This window comes from Agrobacterium sp. a22-2, assembly GCF_012276985.1.
Lineage (GTDB): Bacteria > Pseudomonadota > Alphaproteobacteria > Rhizobiales > Rhizobiaceae > Allorhizobium.
This window is the reverse complement of record NZ_JAAXMM010000013.1, coordinates 62,438-78,449: the sequence shown is the minus strand read 5'-3', so window position 1 is coordinate 78,449 and position 16,012 is coordinate 62,438. Positions and strand designations below refer to the sequence as shown.

General features: G+C 61.1%; 15 protein-coding genes. 9 read left to right on the top strand and 6 right to left on the bottom strand.

Features of this window, described 5'->3' with window-relative positions; genetic code table 11:
* Positions 1–62 precede the first annotated feature (62 nt).
* From HFC70_RS19695 to groES, 4 genes are all read right to left on the bottom strand, one after another.
* The gene (locus HFC70_RS19695) at positions 63–506 is read right to left on the bottom strand and encodes a DoxX family protein (RefSeq protein WP_168475002.1); all 444 of its coding nucleotides are present in this window, start codon (positions 504–506) and stop codon (positions 63–65) included.
* A gap of 319 nt (positions 507–825) precedes the next feature.
* Positions 826–1,272, bottom strand: coding sequence for a hypothetical protein (locus HFC70_RS19690; RefSeq protein WP_168475001.1), 447 nt, complete (start codon positions 1,270–1,272; stop codon positions 826–828).
* A 902-nt stretch (positions 1,273–2,174) separates the two neighbouring features.
* Complete coding sequence (groL, locus tag HFC70_RS19685) at positions 2,175–3,815, bottom strand: chaperonin GroEL (RefSeq protein WP_168475000.1); 1,641 nt, start codon at positions 3,813–3,815, stop codon at positions 2,175–2,177.
* A 65-nt stretch (positions 3,816–3,880) separates the two neighbouring features.
* The gene (gene groES / locus HFC70_RS19680) at positions 3,881–4,177 is read right to left on the bottom strand and encodes a co-chaperone GroES (RefSeq protein WP_168474999.1); all 297 of its coding nucleotides are present in this window, start codon (positions 4,175–4,177) and stop codon (positions 3,881–3,883) included.
* Between the two features lie 297 nt (positions 4,178–4,474).
* Here groES and HFC70_RS19675 point away from each other — a divergent pair, with 297 nt between their 5' ends.
* The 4 genes from HFC70_RS19675 (at position 4,475) to HFC70_RS19660 (ending at position 8,617) form a co-directional block, all read left to right on the top strand.
* The gene (locus HFC70_RS19675) at positions 4,475–5,299 is read left to right on the top strand and encodes a sulfurtransferase/chromate resistance protein (RefSeq protein ID WP_168474998.1); all 825 of its coding nucleotides are present in this window, start codon (positions 4,475–4,477) and stop codon (positions 5,297–5,299) included.
* Positions 5,299–6,666 carry a chromate efflux transporter gene (chrA, locus tag HFC70_RS19670; RefSeq protein WP_168474997.1) on the top strand — a complete coding sequence of 456 codons (1,368 nt, stop codon included), beginning with the start codon at positions 5,299–5,301 and terminating at the stop codon, positions 6,664–6,666. The genes HFC70_RS19675 and chrA overlap by 1 nt, the downstream gene beginning before the upstream one ends.
* A gap of 107 nt (positions 6,667–6,773) precedes the next feature.
* Complete coding sequence (locus tag HFC70_RS19665; protein ID WP_168474996.1) at positions 6,774–7,625, top strand: TIGR01459 family HAD-type hydrolase; 852 nt, start codon at positions 6,774–6,776, stop codon at positions 7,623–7,625.
* Between the two features lie 11 nt (positions 7,626–7,636).
* Positions 7,637–8,617, top strand: coding sequence for a bifunctional riboflavin kinase/FAD synthetase (locus tag HFC70_RS19660; RefSeq protein ID WP_168474995.1), 981 nt, complete (start codon positions 7,637–7,639; stop codon positions 8,615–8,617).
* Here HFC70_RS19660 and HFC70_RS19655 read toward each other — a convergent pair.
* Positions 8,570–8,779 carry a hypothetical protein gene (locus HFC70_RS19655; protein WP_168474994.1) on the bottom strand — a complete coding sequence of 70 codons (210 nt, stop codon included), beginning with the start codon at positions 8,777–8,779 and terminating at the stop codon, positions 8,570–8,572. The genes HFC70_RS19660 and HFC70_RS19655 overlap by 48 nt on opposite strands.
* A 59-nt stretch (positions 8,780–8,838) precedes the next feature.
* Between HFC70_RS19655 and HFC70_RS19650 the strand changes: the two genes are divergently transcribed.
* From HFC70_RS19650 to HFC70_RS19630, 5 genes are all read left to right on the top strand, one after another.
* Positions 8,839–10,059 carry a GGDEF domain-containing protein gene (locus HFC70_RS19650; RefSeq protein WP_168474993.1) on the top strand — a complete coding sequence of 407 codons (1,221 nt, stop codon included), beginning with the start codon at positions 8,839–8,841 and terminating at the stop codon, positions 10,057–10,059.
* A gap of 302 nt (positions 10,060–10,361) precedes the next feature.
* Positions 10,362–13,337, top strand: a complete 2,976-nt coding sequence (gene ileS, locus HFC70_RS19645; RefSeq protein WP_168475088.1) for an isoleucine--tRNA ligase — start codon at positions 10,362–10,364, stop codon at positions 13,335–13,337.
* Between the two features lie 137 nt (positions 13,338–13,474).
* Positions 13,475–14,104: a hypothetical protein gene (locus HFC70_RS19640; RefSeq protein ID WP_168474992.1), complete on the top strand. Its 630-nt coding sequence runs from the start codon at positions 13,475–13,477 to the stop codon at positions 14,102–14,104.
* A gap of 90 nt (positions 14,105–14,194) precedes the next feature.
* Positions 14,195–14,692: a GNAT family N-acetyltransferase gene (locus HFC70_RS19635; RefSeq protein WP_168474991.1), complete on the top strand. Its 498-nt coding sequence runs from the start codon at positions 14,195–14,197 to the stop codon at positions 14,690–14,692.
* Between the two features lie 59 nt (positions 14,693–14,751).
* Entirely contained in the window at positions 14,752–15,540 is a 789-nt protein-coding gene (locus HFC70_RS19630; protein ID WP_168474990.1) for a GGDEF domain-containing protein, read from the top strand.
* Here HFC70_RS19630 and HFC70_RS19625 read toward each other — a convergent pair whose 3' ends face one another.
* Positions 15,541–15,993, bottom strand: a complete 453-nt coding sequence (locus tag HFC70_RS19625; RefSeq protein ID WP_168474989.1) for a nucleoside deaminase — start codon at positions 15,991–15,993, stop codon at positions 15,541–15,543.
* Positions 15,994–16,012 lie beyond the last annotated feature (19 nt).

The following is a 16,012-nucleotide window of genomic DNA, read 5'->3' as shown; positions in this document are numbered from 1 at the left end:
CATGAAACAGCCCGCCGGATTGCTCCGGCGGGCTGTTTTTCTACCCTTGAGGGGCAGGGATATCAGGCAGCAACGGCCACGCCGCGGCGGGCGTCGATCGAGTAGGCGCCGGGGCCGAAAGTGGCGAGCAGGATATAGGCGCCGGCAAGGGTGATGTTCTTCATCATCATGATCTGGTTGAGAACGGTCAGCCAACCGTTTGCGGCAGCCGGGAAGTCAGGCACGTTGATGGCCGAGCTGTGGAAGACGAGGCCTGTGAACACGCAGAACAGGGCAAGCGCCCAGCCGGTCAGCTTGGTCTGGAAGCCGACCAGCACGAACAGGCCGGCGACGAGTTCGAACAGGCCGGCGGCATAGGCCAGCAGATCGGCGGCAGGCAGGCCGGCGCCGGTGATCATGCCGGCGGTGCCGGCCGGGTTCACAAGCTTGTCGAAGCCCGACATGATGAACATGAAGGACAGCAGGATGCGGGCGATGAGAATGATTGCATTGTTGGTATTGGACATGGAAGCTTCCTCTATGGCGTGACGCCTGAATGGGGACAGGTGTTGTTTCCGAATTTCGAAATGATCATTGTCATTAAATAATTGTCGCGCATAGATGGACGATCTTTGACTGTTCGTTCACAAATAAGAGACAGTCAACGGCTGCGAGTCTTGGAAATGCAGATGAGGAGCGGCAGGTGGGATCCGCGCTGTTCAGGCCTGCCTGGCGGAAACCGGCGAGGCGATCCAGGCCGTTTCCGCAGCGCGGTCCGATGCATTGGGTTGACCTGTCAGATGGGATTGAACAGCTTCACAAGGCCGCAAAAGGGCGTGGCGCCGCTCAGGGCTGGCTGTGCAGATGGGCGCCCGGTGCCAGCTTGAACCGGGGAAACACGAACACCCCGATCATGCTGCCGGCATATTTCTGCTCCAGTCCGTTGGACTCACCGATGCAGAACACCGGCTGACGCTGGCCGGTGCCCATCACGATGGTCGTGGAATAGCAGAAGGTCGAAGACGACGTCGCCGCCTGTTCGAACAGTTCGAGGATGTGAGCGCGATCATGCGGATCGTAGGAGCGCATCATGCTGAGCAAGCCGCATTCCGGCCCATCCAGCCCGTGCAGCGCGGTGGCGCGCTCTCCCAGCTTGATCACGCCATTCGACATGTCACCGGCCCAGCCTTCTGAAAAGCTGAATTGGTAAAGCAGGTTGCTGTCGGAATCGCTCATCGCCAGGGACCCTGGACCAAACGGAGCGGCAAGTTCGGCTTTGGCAATCTTAAACAAGACGTTCCCCAAATCGAAAGCCTATAAGACGCCCCAGGACTTTCGGACCAGTTTCGGATATTGTCGTCTGGATGGCCGCTACCCCTCAAGGCACGCACCCCATCCCAATCGTCACAAATGCACGTTTCGTTTCGTCGGTATTCCGGCGGATCAAAAGGGCTGCCAATTTACCCGGCGCCCTGTCATCGCACAAGATCACAAGGGTAACAGATATCGCGCATAGGTTTTAATATCGAGTCGTCTGGCCCGTCGGATCTTTCTCATTGTGCACCTGGATCGGCAAAACCCCAGGCCATCGAGACCGCAACAACCATCACGATGGGCAGGGTTATAAATTTTTGGCCCGCTCGGCAATGTATTTTTTTGATACATGATCGAAAAAGTGAATAATCATCAGGTAATCAGGTTCGCTAACAGGTTATCTCCCAGTCTCCAGGCTTTGCAAGGCCAATGGCATGTCGCAAAGTTGCAAATCTGAAGAAATTTGAGACTTAATATTCGTATTATCGAATATTCTATAGGTCTGGTGGGGGGCCTGTGCACCATCTCCGCAGTACGGTGCGCTCCAACATCAAGGGCCACATTGGTCGAAACAACCCGTTCGGCGTTTTCCTGATTCTAAATATTAGATATCTGTCAATTTATACGTTCGGAAACTTTAAAGTGTCTTTTGGTTGTGTCGCCGGACGGCCTCCTTCCAGGGTGACGGGATGGAGGCACCATAAAAAAGGGCGACCCGAGGGTCGCCCTTTCAAAATTCCCGAATGGGAAGCTTCGTAATAAGGCTTTCGCCTTGTTCCATCCTGCCGCCCATGCCGCCATTTCAGCGCGCTTGACGCGCTGAAAGACTTTGATCATGGGCGAGCTTTATGGTCGTCATTCGTAATAAGGCTTTCGCCTTATTACATCATGCCGCCCATGCCGCCCATGTCGGGCATGCCGCCGCCCATGCCGCCGGCTTCCTTCTTCGGAAGTTCGGCAATCATGGCTTCGGTGGTGATCAGCAGCGAAGCAACCGAAGCTGCGTTCTGCAGGGCGGTGCGAACGACCTTGAGCGGATCGACGATACCCATGGCAATCATGTCGCCGAATTCGCCGGTCTGGGCGTTGTAGCCGAAGTTGTCGGTGTCGCTCTCGAGGATCTTGCCAACGATGATCGAACCTTCGTCGCCAGCGTTTTCAGCGATCTGGCGAACCAGCGACTGAAGAGCCTTGCGAACGATGTTGATGCCGGCTTCCTGATCGTCGTTTGCACCCTTGACGGTGATCTTGACCGAAGAGCGCAGCAGGGCGGTACCGCCGCCGGGGACGATGCCTTCCTGAACAGCAGCGCGCGTCGCGTTCAGAGCGTCGTCGATGCGGTCCTTGCGTTCCTTGACTTCGATTTCCGTCGAGCCGCCAACGCGGATCACGGCAACGCCGCCAGCGAGCTTGGCAAGACGTTCCTGCAGCTTTTCGCGGTCGTAGTCAGAGGTGGTTTCTTCGATCTGAGCCTTGATCTGGGAAACGCGGCCTTCGATGTCCGACTTCTGGCCGGCACCATCGACGATCGTGGTGTTTTCCTTGGTGATCGAGATCTTCTTGGCGCGGCCGAGCATGTCGAGGGTGACATTTTCGAGCTTGATGCCGAGGTCTTCGGAGATGACGGTGCCGCCCGACAGGATGGCGATGTCTTCCAGCATGGCCTTGCGGCGATCGCCGAAGCCCGGAGCCTTGACGGCAGCGATCTTCAGGCCGCCACGCAGCTTGTTGACGACGAGGGTCGCAAGAGCTTCACCTTCAACGTCTTCAGCGATGATGACGAGCGGCTTGCCCGACTGTACGACGGCTTCGAGAACCGGCAGCATGGCCTGGAGGTTCGAAAGCTTCTTTTCGTGCAGCAGGATGTAAGCGTCGTCGAGATCGGCGATCATCTTTTCCGGGTTGGTCACGAAGTAAGGGCTGAGATAACCGCGGTCGAACTGCATGCCTTCGACGACTTCGAGTTCGGTTTCGGCAGTCTTGGCTTCTTCGACGGTGATAACACCTTCGTTGCCGACCTTCTGCATGGCTTCAGCGATATCGCGGCCAACCTGTGCGTCGCCGTTTGCCGAGATCGTGCCGACCTGGGCAACTTCTTCCGAGGTCGAGATCTTCTTGGCCTTGCTCTGCAGGTCCTTGACGACTTCGGTCACGGCCAGATCGATGCCGCGCTTCAGGTCCATCGGGTTCATGCCGGCAGCAACAGCCTTGTTGCCTTCGCGAACGATGGCCTGGGCCAGAACGGTTGCCGTCGTGGTGCCGTCGCCGGCGATGTCGTTGGTCTTCGAAGCAACTTCGCGGACCATCTGGGCGCCCATGTTTTCGAACTTGTCTTCAAGTTCGATTTCCTTGGCAACCGATACGCCGTCCTTGGTGATGCGCGGAGCGCCGAAGGACTTGTCGATGATGACGTTGCGGCCCTTAGGACCAAGCGTTACCTTCACAGCGTCAGCGAGGATATCGACGCCGCGCAGCATTTTTTCGCGCGCAGTGCGGCCGAATTTGATTTCTTTAGCAGCCATTTTCAAAACTCCCGGGCCTTAGCCCATTGGTTGAATTGTCCAGATAGAAACGGGAAACCGGCAGATCAGCCGATAACGCCCATGATGTCGGCTTCCTTCATGATCAGAAGGTCTACGCCGTCGAGCTTGACTTCGGTGCCCGACCACTTGCCGAACAGGACGCGGTCGCCAACCTTGACGTCGAGTGCGACCAGGTTGCCCTTGTCGTCGCGAACGCCGGAGCCGACTGCGATGATCTCGCCTTCAGCGGGCTTTTCCTTGGCGGTGTCAGGAATGATGATGCCGCCCTTGGTCTTTTCTTCAGCCTCAATACGGCGGACGACGACGCGGTCGTGAAGCGGGCGGAAAGTTGTGCTTGCCATTGTCTAATCCCTCGATCAAATGACATTCGCGGATCGCATAAGGACCCGCATCGATATTGTTAGCACTCACCCTTGGGGAGTGCTAGCGAGGTTGAGATAAGGGCGCTGGTGAACTGAGTCAAGGAAGAAACGCGATTTTTTGCAGCGCCGGACAGGCCGGTTCGATTCTTCGTGGCCTTGGCGGCAAGGCTTGACATCGGTTTTTCGGTTTGCCTAAATGAGGCATGGAGTTTGCGAATGCTCCACGAGGCATCATGCTGCAGTTTCGCGTCCGTAATGTGACCAAAGGGACGTGTCATGGCCTCATTCAATTCGATCTCTGTCGATAAGACATCCCGCATGCTCGGAACACCTCGATCGCCCGTCTTGCTTGACGTGCGCGACGAGGACGATTTTGCGGCCTTTCCCTTTATCCTGCCCGGCTCCGTCCGCGGCGATCACGCCTCCGTAGCCGATTGGGCCGCCTGTTATCGTGACCTGTCGGTGATCGTTATCTGCAGGCGTGGCAAGAAACTGAGCGAAGGTGTGGCGGCCTATCTGCGCCACCACGGCACTGAGGCCGAGGTGCTGGAAGGCGGCACGGATGCCTGGCAGCAGGCCGGCCTGCCGCTCGTGCCGGTGTCGGCGATCCCGCCGGCCAAGCCCGATGGCGGTACTCTCTGGGTGACCCGCAGCCGGCCGAAAATCGACCGTATTGCCTGCCCCTGGTTGATCCGCCGGTTCATCGATCCTAAGGCGACATTCCTGTTCGTAGCACCTTCCGAGGTGGAAGCCGTTGCGGAGCGTTTCGGCGCCACGGCCTTTGACGTTGATGGCGTCTTCTGGAGCCACCGTGGCGAGTTCTGTACCTTCGATACGATGGTGGAGGAGTTTCAATTGAACATCGAGGCTTTGCAGACCGTTGCAACCATCGTGCGGGCCGCCGATACCGATCGTCTCGATCTGGCGCCGCAAGCCGCCGGCCTCCTTGCCATGTCGCTTGGCCTGTCGCGGATGTATTCCAGGGATCTGGAACAGCTCGATGCGGGCATGATCCTCTATGACAGCCTGTTTCGCTGGGCACGCGACGCGAGCGAAGAGCGGCATGACTGGGTCGCCCACGCACCGAAAAGGCCGAAGTAATGACGGACCATCCGGCAGAGATCGCCGACACCCCCACCTTCTCCGAGGTCATCCGTGTCTTCGGCCATATCGGCCTGATGAGTTTTGGCGGCCCGGCGGCACAGATCGGCCTGATGCATCGCATCGTCGTCGATGAAAAACGCTGGGTGTCGGAGGACCGGTTTCTGCATGCGCTGAATTACTGCATGCTGCTGCCGGGGCCGGAAGCCCAGCAACTTGCCACCTATATCGGCTGGCTGATGTTTGGCGTACGCGGCGGCATCGTCGCGGGCCTGCTCTTTGTCCTGCCGGGTCTGGCCGTGATCATCGGCCTATCGGCGGCCTATGCGCTGTTCCAGGATACCACCTGGATCGCCGGCCTGTTCTTCGGCCTGAAAGCGGCTGTGCTGGCCATTGTCGTCGAGGCGCTGATCCGCATCGGCAAGCGGGCGCTCAAAACGCAGACGCACCGGATCATCGCTGCCGTGGCGTTTTTCGCTCTGTTCCTGCTCTCCATGCCGTTTCCGCTGGTCGTCCTGCTGGCCGGATTTGCCGGCTACATGGCCGCCCGGTCCGAACGGGCTACAGATCAGCCGCCCGCTACCCTGCAGGATGGTGAAAAGATCCTTTCCCGCCCGCATCTCGGCCGTTCGCTCGTGAGCCTCATCTTCTGGATCCTTGTCTGGCAGGCGCCGTTGCTGGTGTTGTGGCTGACGCTTGGGCCGGGCAGCTTTACCGCTCTTTTTGCCTTCTTCTCGAAAATGGCGCTGGTGACCTTCGGCGGTGCCTATGCGGTTTTGGCCTATGTCGCGCAGGTCGCGGTCGAGCAATATCAGTGGCTGAAGCCCGGCGAAATGCTGGACGGGCTGGCGCTGGCTGAGACCACGCCGGGGCCGCTCGTCCTGGTGCTGTCCTTCGTCGGGTTCCTGGCCAGCTTTCGCCAGTCCATGGGGCTCGATCCCGTTCTGGCCGGCATCCTGGGGGGCATCCTGACGGCCTGGGCCACTTTCGTGCCGAGCTTCATCTGGATCTTTGCCGGCGCGCCCTATATCGAGCGGCTGCGCGGCAACCGGCTGCTGTCGGGCGCGCTGTCGGCGATCACCGCCGCCGTGGTCGGCGTCATTCTGAACCTCGCCGTCTGGTTTGCCCTGCATGTGCTGTTTGCAAGGGTCGATCGGCTGGCGCTCTGGCCGCGGACGGACACCGGTTCCGGCGCGCCCGCGCTGTTCTCCCTGTCGATTTCCGTCCCCGACTGGGCGACGCTCGACCCCGCAGCCCTTGCCATATCCCTGCTGGCGGCGGTGATGATCTTCCGGTTTCACCAGGGCGTCGGGCGCACACTGGTCACATGCGCCATCGTCGGCCTTGCCTTGCGCGCCGCCTTCTGATCGTTCGGGATCGGTGCGCTATTTGCGCCACTCGGCGCAAACACCCTTGCTTTGCCGGCATTCCTTTGCCATGTCAGCCGGACGCAATTTGAAGACAGGAACCACCCATGGCCGAGCGCATCTCCACCCTCAGCGACGTCAGCACGCTCTATGACGTTCTCCTCTGCGATGTCTGGGGTGTGCTGCACAACGGGGTCGATGTGTTCCAGCATGCCTCGGATGCTTTGTCGGCGGCCCGCGAAAAGGGCGTGAGCGTCGTCCTGATCACCAATTCGCCGCGCCCGGCGCCCGGCGTCATCACCCAGCTGCGCATGATGGGCGTGGCCGATACCGCCTATGACCGGATCGTCACCTCGGGCGACGTCACCCGCAAGCTGATTGCCGAAGGCCCGGCCAAGGTCTTCCTGCTCGGCCCCGAGCGCGACATGCCGCTGCTCGACGGGCTGGAGGTCGAGGTCGTGGCAGCGGAGGCGGCCCAGTCCATCGTCTGCACCGGTCTGTTCGATGACGAGACGGAGGTACCGGAAGATTATCACGACATGCTGCTGGCCTTCCAGACGCGCGGCGTGCCGCTGATCTGCGCCAATCCCGACCTGATCGTCGAGCGCGGCCACCGCATGATCCCCTGCGCCGGCGCCGTTGCCGCCTATTATCAGCAGCTCGGCGGCGAAATCCGCATCGCCGGCAAGCCGCATAAGCCGATCTATCAGGCCGCATTGGCCGAGGCGCGTGAACAGCGTGGCACCGAGATTGATCTCAGCCGCGTCATGGCCATCGGCGACGGCATGCCGACCGACGTGCGCGGTGCCGTCGATGCCGGCCTCGACCTGCTCTATATCAGCGGCGGCATCCATGCGGCCGAATACACCGTCAACGGCAAGCCGGACGAGGCGATCCTCAATGCCTGGCTGAAAAGCGAGGGCGTCGATCCCCGCTTCTGGATGCCGCGCCTGGCCTGAAGAAGAATACGATGACCGTCTTTCACCGCAACGAAAAGAAGAACCCGCTGCCGGAAAGCCTGAAGGGCGGCGTGATTGCCATCGGCAATTTCGACGGCGTGCATCGCGGTCACCAGACGGTTTTGGCCCGCGCGCTGGAAATCTCCACAGAGCGCGGCGTGCCGGCGCTGGTATTGACCTTCGAGCCCCATCCGCGCTCGGTGTTCAACCCCGACCGGCCGGTCTTCCGCCTGACGCCGGCGCCGCTGCGCGCCCGCATTCTGGAGGCGCTCGGTTTTCACTCGGTCATCGAATATCCCTTCGACCGCGACTTCTCGCAGCGCTCCGCCGAGGAGTTCATCCAGTCGATCCTGGTCGAGTGGCTCGGCGCCTCGGAGGTCGTCACCGGTTTCGATTTTCATTTCGGCAAGGGAAGGGAAGGCGGGCCGGCCTTCCTGATGGAGGCCGGCGGCAGGAACGGCTTCGGCGTGACGCTGATCGACGCTTTCCGCGACGAGGGCACGGATGTCGTCTCCTCGAGCCGCATTCGCGGCCTTCTGGCCCATGGCGACGTGGCGGAAGCCGCCGGTCTGCTCGGCTACCGCTTCACGGTGGAAGCCGAAGTGATCAAGGGCCAGCAGCTCGGCCGCACATTGGGCTATCCGACCGCCAACATGGCGCTACCGCCGGAGGCCGAGCTGAAACCCGGCATTTACGCGGTCAAGCTGCGCCGCGCCGATGGCCGCATGCATGATGGCGTGGCAAGCTTCGGTTATCGCCCGACGGTCACCGACAACGGCGCCGCCCTGCTCGAAACCTTCGTCTTCGATTTCTCCGGCGATCTCTATGGCGAGATCTGCTCGGTCTCGTTCTTCGGCTATCTGCGCCCCGAACTGAAATTCGATGGCCTCGACGCCCTGGTCGCCCAGATCAGGCGGGATGAAGAAGAGGCAAGGGCACTTCTGTCAGGTGTCAAGCCGATCGGCGAGCTGGACCGCAGAATAGCGTTCTGAAGTCCCCGGCAGTTGGTCGGCATCGACGAGACGCTGCCAGCCGCCGGTCAAGCGGACCAGACCAGAGCCGCCAGAGGCTTGTGCCCTGTCGGCGGCCGCGTGATTCACGAGACCTTTACCGAGATCGTCCAGAATACCGGCAATATCGCGATCTTTAATCATTCTGAGACCACTTGGGTGATTCACTTCGTCGAGGCCGTGTTCAGGAAGCGTTCGCCCCCATGTTGGATTTGCTGACGATCGTAACGTACAACGCCGTGATCAACTTGGTGATCGCGATCATCGCAGCCATTGCCTGGTGGCGTCACCGCCAGCAGAAGGACATCATCTACTGGTTGCTGACCACGTGGTTTATGGTCCTTGGCGCGGTCTGCACCAGTATGACCGAGCTCTTGCCCTACAACATCCTCGGATATGTCGGCGGGACGATCTATGTGACTAAAACCGGCTTCATGTGCCTCGGATTCAAGGCATTCTATGGTCAGTCCCACAAGCTGCGGGAGGCCTTCTATGTCTCGGCTCCTGTCCTCGCGGTCCTTATCGGGGCCAGCGCTCTCGATGATCCGAGCCCAACGCGCATCTCGCTGATCTATCTCGGTTCGGCGATCAATCTGGCGCTCTGCGCACAGGTTCTCTGGCGGGCGGGGCAGGGCGAGCGTTTGCCGTCTGGACGGCTGGCCGTTTTCATCCTTGCCGTTTACGCCGGCGCCAACGTCCTGATTTCCCCGCTTGCGATTTTATATCCTGTGCAATTCGTCGGTCGGATTCCGGTCTCCGACTGGATGTCCTATACCAGCATCCTGCTGTTGATCTTCAACGTCCTGTCCTTTCTGATGGTCATGGTTCTGAAGCTCGAGCGCAGCGGTGAGATCCAGCGCCAACTGGCCGAGCGAGACGCGTTGACGGGCGTCGCCAATCGACGAACGTTCCTGCGCGAGGCGGCAAGGCTGGAAAAGGCGGGCGAGATGGCCATCGCCATCATCGATCTCGACCATTTCAAAGTGATCAACGACACCTTTGGCCACAAGGGGGGTGACGACGCGCTGATCCAGTTCGTTGCCCGCGTCGGAGTGAACTTGCCTGCGGGCGCCGTCTTCGGCCGCCTCGGCGGCGAGGAGTTTGGCATATGTCTGCCTGGACATGATCGGAACGCGGCCCGGGGCGTCCTTGAGGCCGTGCGGGACGCCATTGCGCGCATGGAGGTCCGGTCGGATAATCACAAATTCGGGCTGACCATGTCCTGTGGCTACACGGTCACAGATGGCCGCATTCGCAGCCTGGATGCGTGGATGGCAGATGCCGATATGGGCCTTTACGCCGCCAAGAACAATGGTCGCAACTGCGTGATTGCATACAGACCGGAGATGGCACTGTGCGTGATGGCAACGCCTGCGACCGGAGCTGCATCACCCATGGAGGAGCCGTCGCGCCTCATGGCGTGATGGTTGTCTGCGTCGAGCGACGGCGTCGCCCGGAGACCCGCGGCATCTCGGCAGCGACACGCAAACTTCTTGGGCGCCGCCTCTTTCATTTTCTCGCAAAAACGCTTAGACAACCGGCACCATGACCCAATACCGGTTGATGATCCTATCCCGAATTATGGGCCCGGCCTTCTGAGGCGCTTTTTAAAAGCCCGCCCGAAGGTCCGGGATTTCCGCGCTGGGTCAAGCCCGCGCGTCTGCCTTTAAAGACAATCCGTATGATCGGGCGGCTGGCCACCAGCGCCCCAGCCAATGGCGATACCATGACCGACAGCACTGAAAAGCTTGACTATTCCAAGACCCTCTATCTGCCCGAAACCGAATTCCCGATGCGCGCCGGCCTTCCCCAGAAGGAGCCGGAAATGGCGAAGAAGTGGAAGGACATGGAGCTTTACAAGAAGCTGCGCGCCTCTGCCGCCGGCCGCGAGAAATTCGTCCTGCATGACGGCCCTCCCTATGCCAACGGCAATATCCATATCGGCCATGCGCTGAACAAGGTTTTGAAGGACGTCATCACCCGCTCGTTCCAGATGCGTGGCTATGACGCCAATTACGTGCCCGGCTGGGATTGCCATGGCCTGCCGATCGAATGGAAGATCGAGGAAGCCTATCGCGCCAAGGGCAAGAACAAGGACGAGGTTCCGGTCAACGAATTCCGACAGGAATGCCGCGAATTCGCGCAAGGCTGGATCGACATCCAGTCGGAGGAATTCCGCCGCCTCGGCATCGAGGGCGATTTCGAGCGCCCCTACACCACGATGAACTTCCATTCCGAGGCCCGCATCGCGGGCGAACTGCTGAAGCTCGCCATGTCGGGCCAGCTTTATCGCGGCTCCAAGCCGATCATGTGGTCGGTCGTCGAGCGCACGGCGCTGGCCGAGGCCGAGGTGGAATATCACGAGGTCGAAAGCGATACGATCTGGGTGAAGTTTCCGATTCAGCACTCCGCTTCGGATACTTTTATCGAATTTATCGACCCAGACAGCGGCGAGCCGGACGGTTTTACCGTCATCGCTCCGGCCGGTAGCCTAACCCATGCTAGTGTCGTCATATGGACGACTACGCCCTGGACCATCCCAGGCAGCCGCGCGATCTCTTTCTCCTCCCGGATCGAATACGGCCTCTACGAGGTCACGGAAGCCACCAACGACTTCGGCCCGCAGCCGGGCGAAAAGCTGATCTTCGCCAAGCGTCTGGCCGAGGATTGCGCCACCAAGGCCAAGGTCACTTTCAAGCTGCTTCGCGACGTCACCGGCGCGGAACTCGGCGCGATCACTTGCGCCCATCCACTGGCCTCGCTCGGCTACGACTTCCTCGTCCCCCTGCTCGATGGCGACCATGTCACCGACGATGCCGGCACGGGCTTCGTGCACACGGCCCCCGGCCACGGTCGCGAGGACTTTGACATCTGGATGGCCAAGGCCCGCGAGATCGAGGCACGCGGCATCTCGTCGAAAATCCCCTTCACGGTCGATGATGCCGGTTTCTACACCGAGGACGCGCCGGGCTTTGGCCCGTCGGCCGAGGGCGGTGCCGCTCGCGTCATCGACGACAACGGTAAGAAGGGCGACGCCAACAAGCGGGTGATGGATGCGCTGATCGCGGCCGGCAATCTGTTTGCCCGCGGCCGCGTCAAGCATGACTATCCCCATTCCTGGCGCTCCAAGAAACCGGTCATCTTCCGCAACACGCCGCAATGGTTCGTCTATATGGACAAGGAACTGGGCGATGGCACGACGCTGCGCAGTCGAGCCCTGTCGGCCATCGACGACACCCGCTTCGTGCCCGCCGCCGGCCAGAACCGGTTGCGCGCCATGATCGAAGGCCGCCCGGACTGGGTCCTGTCCCGCCAGCGCGCCTGGGGCGTGCCGATCTGCGTCTTTGCCGATGCATCAGGCAATGTTCTGCAGGACGAGGAAGTCAACAAGCGCATCCTCGAAGCCTTCGAGAAGGAAGGCGCCGATGCCTGGTTTGCCGAAGGCGCCAAGGAACGCTTCCTGGGCAATGCCCATGACGCCGAACAGTGGACCATGGTCACCGACATCCTCGACGTCTGGTTCGACTCGGGCTGCACCCATACCTTCACGCTGGAGGATCGCCCGGATCTCAAATGGCCGGCCGATGTCTATCTGGAAGGCTCCGACCAGCACCGTGGCTGGTTCCATTCGTCGCTGCTCGAAAGCTGCGCGACACGCGGTCGCGCGCCCTACAACGCCGTCGTCACCCATGGTTTCATCATGGATGAGAAGGGCGAGAAGATGTCGAAGTCGAAGGGCAATGTGACGGCCCCGCAGACCATCATGAACGATGCCGGTGCCGATATCCTGCGCCTCTGGGTCATGTCGTCCGACTATGCCGAGGACCTGCGCGTCGGCAAGACGATCATCCAGACCAATATCGATTCCTACCGCAAGATCCGCAACACGCTGCGCTGGATGCTCGGCACGCTCGCCCATGACAAGGGCGAAGAGATTGCCTATGCCGAGCTGCCCGAACTCGAAAAGCTGGTCCTGCATCGCCTGGCCGAACTCGACGCCATCGTGCGCGACGGCTATGACGAGTTCGACTTCAAGAAGATCGCCCGCGCGCTCACCGACTTTGCCAATGTCGAGCTGTCGGCCTTCTATTTCGATATCCGCAAGGACGCGCTTTACTGCGACGCTCCGTCGTCGCTGCGCCGGCGCGCCGCCCTGCATGTCATCCGCAAGCTGTTCGACTGCCTGGTTCTGTGGTTCGCGCCGATGATGCCGTTCACCACAGAAGAAGCCTGGCTGTCGCGCGATCCGTCCGCCGTCTCCGTGCATCTGGAACAGTTCCCGACCATTCCGGCTGACTGGAAGAACGACGCCCTGGTCGAAAAGTGGAAGAAGATCCGCACCGTGCGCCGCGTCGTCACCGGCGCGCTGGAAATCGAGCGCAAGGACAAGCGCATCGGCTCGTCGCTGGAGGCTGCCCCCGTCGTCCATATCGCCGATCCGGACCTGGCCAAGGCGCTGGAAGGTCAGGACTTCGAGGAGATCTGCATCACCTCCGCCATCACCATTGTCACTGGTGCCGGCCCGGCGGATGCCTTCCGCCTCGACGACGTCGCCAATGTCGCTGTCGAGCCGAAGCTGGCGGAGGGCACGAAATGCGCCCGCTCGTGGCGGATCACCACCGATGTCGGCTCCGATCCGGCCTTTCCGGATGTATCGGCCCGCGATGCGGCAGCGCTTCGCGAGCTCGGTCTGGCTGATTAACGAAATATGACCGGATGGTTTGCGCTTTTGCGCGCCATCCGGTAAAACCTGCCTGAAATTGGCCGAAGTTCTCTGTCAGGCGATGGCAAGACGTGGTCGAAACATGATGGAATGACCGGCGAGGCTGGAAGGTTTTGATGATTAGGGCAGATATGTTTCGAGTTGGTGCCGGTGCGGCAGGCATTCTCATCGCTTGCCTGGGCTTGAGCGGTTGCGTCGGCAGCCCGACTTACGGCACGGACAAGACCGCCGCCGAACAGTTGGTGGATGACGTCGGTTCGATGGCGTCGATCGGCTCCAATCCCAACAAGGGCGGCGATATCAAGCAGAATCCCCGACCAGACCTGGTCATGCCGCCGGAAACCGCCAAGGCCGACCTGGTGGCGCCACAGCAGACGCTGGCCAGCAAGGACAATCCGGAATGGCTGGAATCGCCGGAAGAAACCCGCAAGCGCCTGGTCGCCGAAGCCGACGCCAATGCCGATAATCCGCGCTACCGTTCGCCGCTGCTGGCCGGTTATGGCAGCAATGGCACCATGACCGAAACGCAGAAATGGGAAGCTTTCCGCGACGCCCGCAAGATTCAGAAGGGCGCCTATCTCGACCAACGCCGTTTCCTGTCCGAGCCGCCGACCGAATACCGTCAGGCCGGCGATCCGGCTGTACTCGACGATCTGGGCGAGCCCGAGGACAAGAAGGCCAAGCGCCGCAAGAAGGAAGCCAAGGCTGCCAGCCAGACGTCGTCCTGGTGGATGCCCTTCCAATAAGCATTCTGACAGATTGAAGAACATCAGGGCAGGCCGGCAGCGGCCTGCCTCTCTTTTTGGGCAAAGACTCCGTTCTCTTGGGTAGAGCCAATGACATTCACCATCCGCGACGCCCGCCCCGACGATGCCGCCACCATCCTGCGCTTCATCACCGATCTGGCCATTTTCGAGAAGGCCGAGCATGAGGTCGAGGCAACGGTCGAAAGCCTGACCGAAACCTTGTTCGGCCCGGGCTCGGTCACCGGCTCCGTCATTCTGGAAAAGGATGGGGCGGCTGCCGGCTTTGCCATCTGGTTCTACAACTACTCCACCTGGCAGGCCCGCAAGGGGCTCTATCTCGAAGATCTCTACATCGCCCCCGAATATCGCGGCTCCGGCGCCGGCAAGCTGATGCTGCGTTACCTGGCAAGGCGCGCGCTTAAGGAAGGCTGCGGCCGCTTCGAATGGAGCGTGCTGGATTGGAACACGCCCGCCATCCGCGTCTACGACGCCATCGGCGCCGCACCGCAGACCGAATGGATCCGCTACCGCATGGCCGGCGATGCGCTGAAGGACTTTGCGCAGGATAAACCAGGCAGCTCTGGCTGACGAAAAACAATATGGCGCCCGTTACGCCCTGTTAACGGGCGGTCGGTTAACTGCCGGCCATGTTTGGGCTCAGTCAGAAAACCGTCGTCAAGGCCGCTATCGCAACCGGGCTCTCCGTTGTGGTGTCCGTGGCGATCGTCCTGCTGCTTGTGCCCTTTCTCGGCGGCCATCCGGATGGTCCCGGCTTCTGGATGAGCGTGCTCTGCCCGCTGCTGATCGCAGCCCCTGCCAGCGCCTATCAATTCCATCAGAAGGAACAGATCAGCATCGCGCGCGACCAGATCCTGCGCATGCATGGCGAGCTTCACCAGGCCCATCGGGAGTTGACATCGCTGCATGCCGCTTTGCAGGAAAAAGCCTCCACGGATAGCCTGACCGGCGGCCTCAACCGCGAGACGGTCTTTGCCCGCCTGGCCGAGGCCTGTTGCCGACCGCCACGCCCCTGCGCCCTGCTGATCGGCGATGCCGATCACTTCAAGAACATCAACGACACGTTCGGCCACCAAACCGGCGATCGGGCTCTGCGCGCCATCGCGGCGGCGATTGCCGCATCAATCCGGCCGCAGGATTTCTGGGGTCGCATCGGCGGTGAGGAGTTCATTATCTTTCTCGACGGCGCGGATTCGGATACGGCCCTGTCGATCGCCGACGGCATCCGCCGCGCGGTTCTGGACATCGCGCTGATGGTCGCCGACCGCCGCGTGCCCGTCAGCATGAGCTTCGGCATCGCCTGCGCCGACGATGTCTTTAGCCCCGAGACGCTGTTCGGCATCGCCGACCGCCGGCTTTACGAGGCCAAGAACGCCGGCCGCAACCGGGTCGTTATCGGCCGCGTGGACGCGGCCTGATCAGCCGCGTCGTTGTCCGAAAAAATCCCTGAGAAGGCGGGCCGCCTCCGTTTCACCAATGCCGGAATAGACCTCCGGCGCGTGATGGCAGGTCGGCTGACCGTAGAAGCGCACGCCATTGTCCACCCCACCGCCCTTCGGGTCTTCGGCGCCGTAGTAGAGCCGCCGCAGCCGCGCAAACGAGATGGCCGCCGCGCACATGGTGCAGGGCTCGAGCGTCACATAGAGATCGGCGCTGGTCAGCCGTTCCTGGCCAAGCCGTTCGGCGGCCCGGCGGATGGCGAGGATTTCGGCATGCGCCGTGATGTCGTTTGCCGCCCGCGTCTCGTTGCCGGCCGAGGCGATGATCTCGCCTTCCAGCACCAGAACGGCGCCGATCGGCACTTCGCCCCGCGCGCCTGCCGCCCTCGCGGCGTCAAGCGCTGCATCCATGAAGCGATTTGTCTCCGGCATATGACACTTTTCCTCTTAA

Excerpts from the sequence above, each read along its gene's own strand:
- HFC70_RS19695 (WP_168475002.1), bottom strand. The coding sequence starts at position 506 with ATGTCCAATACCAACAATGCAATCATTCTCATCGCCCGCATCCTGCTG.
- groL (WP_168475000.1), bottom strand. The coding sequence starts at position 3,815 with ATGGCTGCTAAAGAAATCAAATTCGGCCGCACTGCGCGCGAAAAAATG.
- groES (WP_168474999.1), bottom strand. The coding sequence starts at position 4,177 with ATGGCAAGCACAACTTTCCGCCCGCTTCACGACCGCGTCGTCGTCCGC.
- HFC70_RS19675 (WP_168474998.1), top strand. The coding sequence starts at position 4,475 with ATGGCCTCATTCAATTCGATCTCTGTCGATAAGACATCCCGCATGCTC.
- chrA (WP_168474997.1), top strand. The coding sequence starts at position 5,299 with ATGACGGACCATCCGGCAGAGATCGCCGACACCCCCACCTTCTCCGAG.
- HFC70_RS19665 (WP_168474996.1), top strand. The coding sequence starts at position 6,774 with ATGGCCGAGCGCATCTCCACCCTCAGCGACGTCAGCACGCTCTATGAC.
- HFC70_RS19660 (WP_168474995.1), top strand. The coding sequence starts at position 7,637 with ATGACCGTCTTTCACCGCAACGAAAAGAAGAACCCGCTGCCGGAAAGC.
- HFC70_RS19655 (WP_168474994.1), bottom strand. The coding sequence starts at position 8,779 with ATGATTAAAGATCGCGATATTGCCGGTATTCTGGACGATCTCGGTAAA.
- HFC70_RS19650 (WP_168474993.1), top strand. The coding sequence starts at position 8,839 with ATGTTGGATTTGCTGACGATCGTAACGTACAACGCCGTGATCAACTTG.
- ileS (WP_168475088.1), top strand. The coding sequence starts at position 10,362 with ATGACCGACAGCACTGAAAAGCTTGACTATTCCAAGACCCTCTATCTG.
- HFC70_RS19640 (WP_168474992.1), top strand. The coding sequence starts at position 13,475 with ATGATTAGGGCAGATATGTTTCGAGTTGGTGCCGGTGCGGCAGGCATT.
- HFC70_RS19635 (WP_168474991.1), top strand. The coding sequence starts at position 14,195 with ATGACATTCACCATCCGCGACGCCCGCCCCGACGATGCCGCCACCATC.
- HFC70_RS19630 (WP_168474990.1), top strand. The coding sequence starts at position 14,752 with ATGTTTGGGCTCAGTCAGAAAACCGTCGTCAAGGCCGCTATCGCAACC.
- HFC70_RS19625 (WP_168474989.1), bottom strand. The coding sequence starts at position 15,993 with ATGCCGGAGACAAATCGCTTCATGGATGCAGCGCTTGACGCCGCGAGG.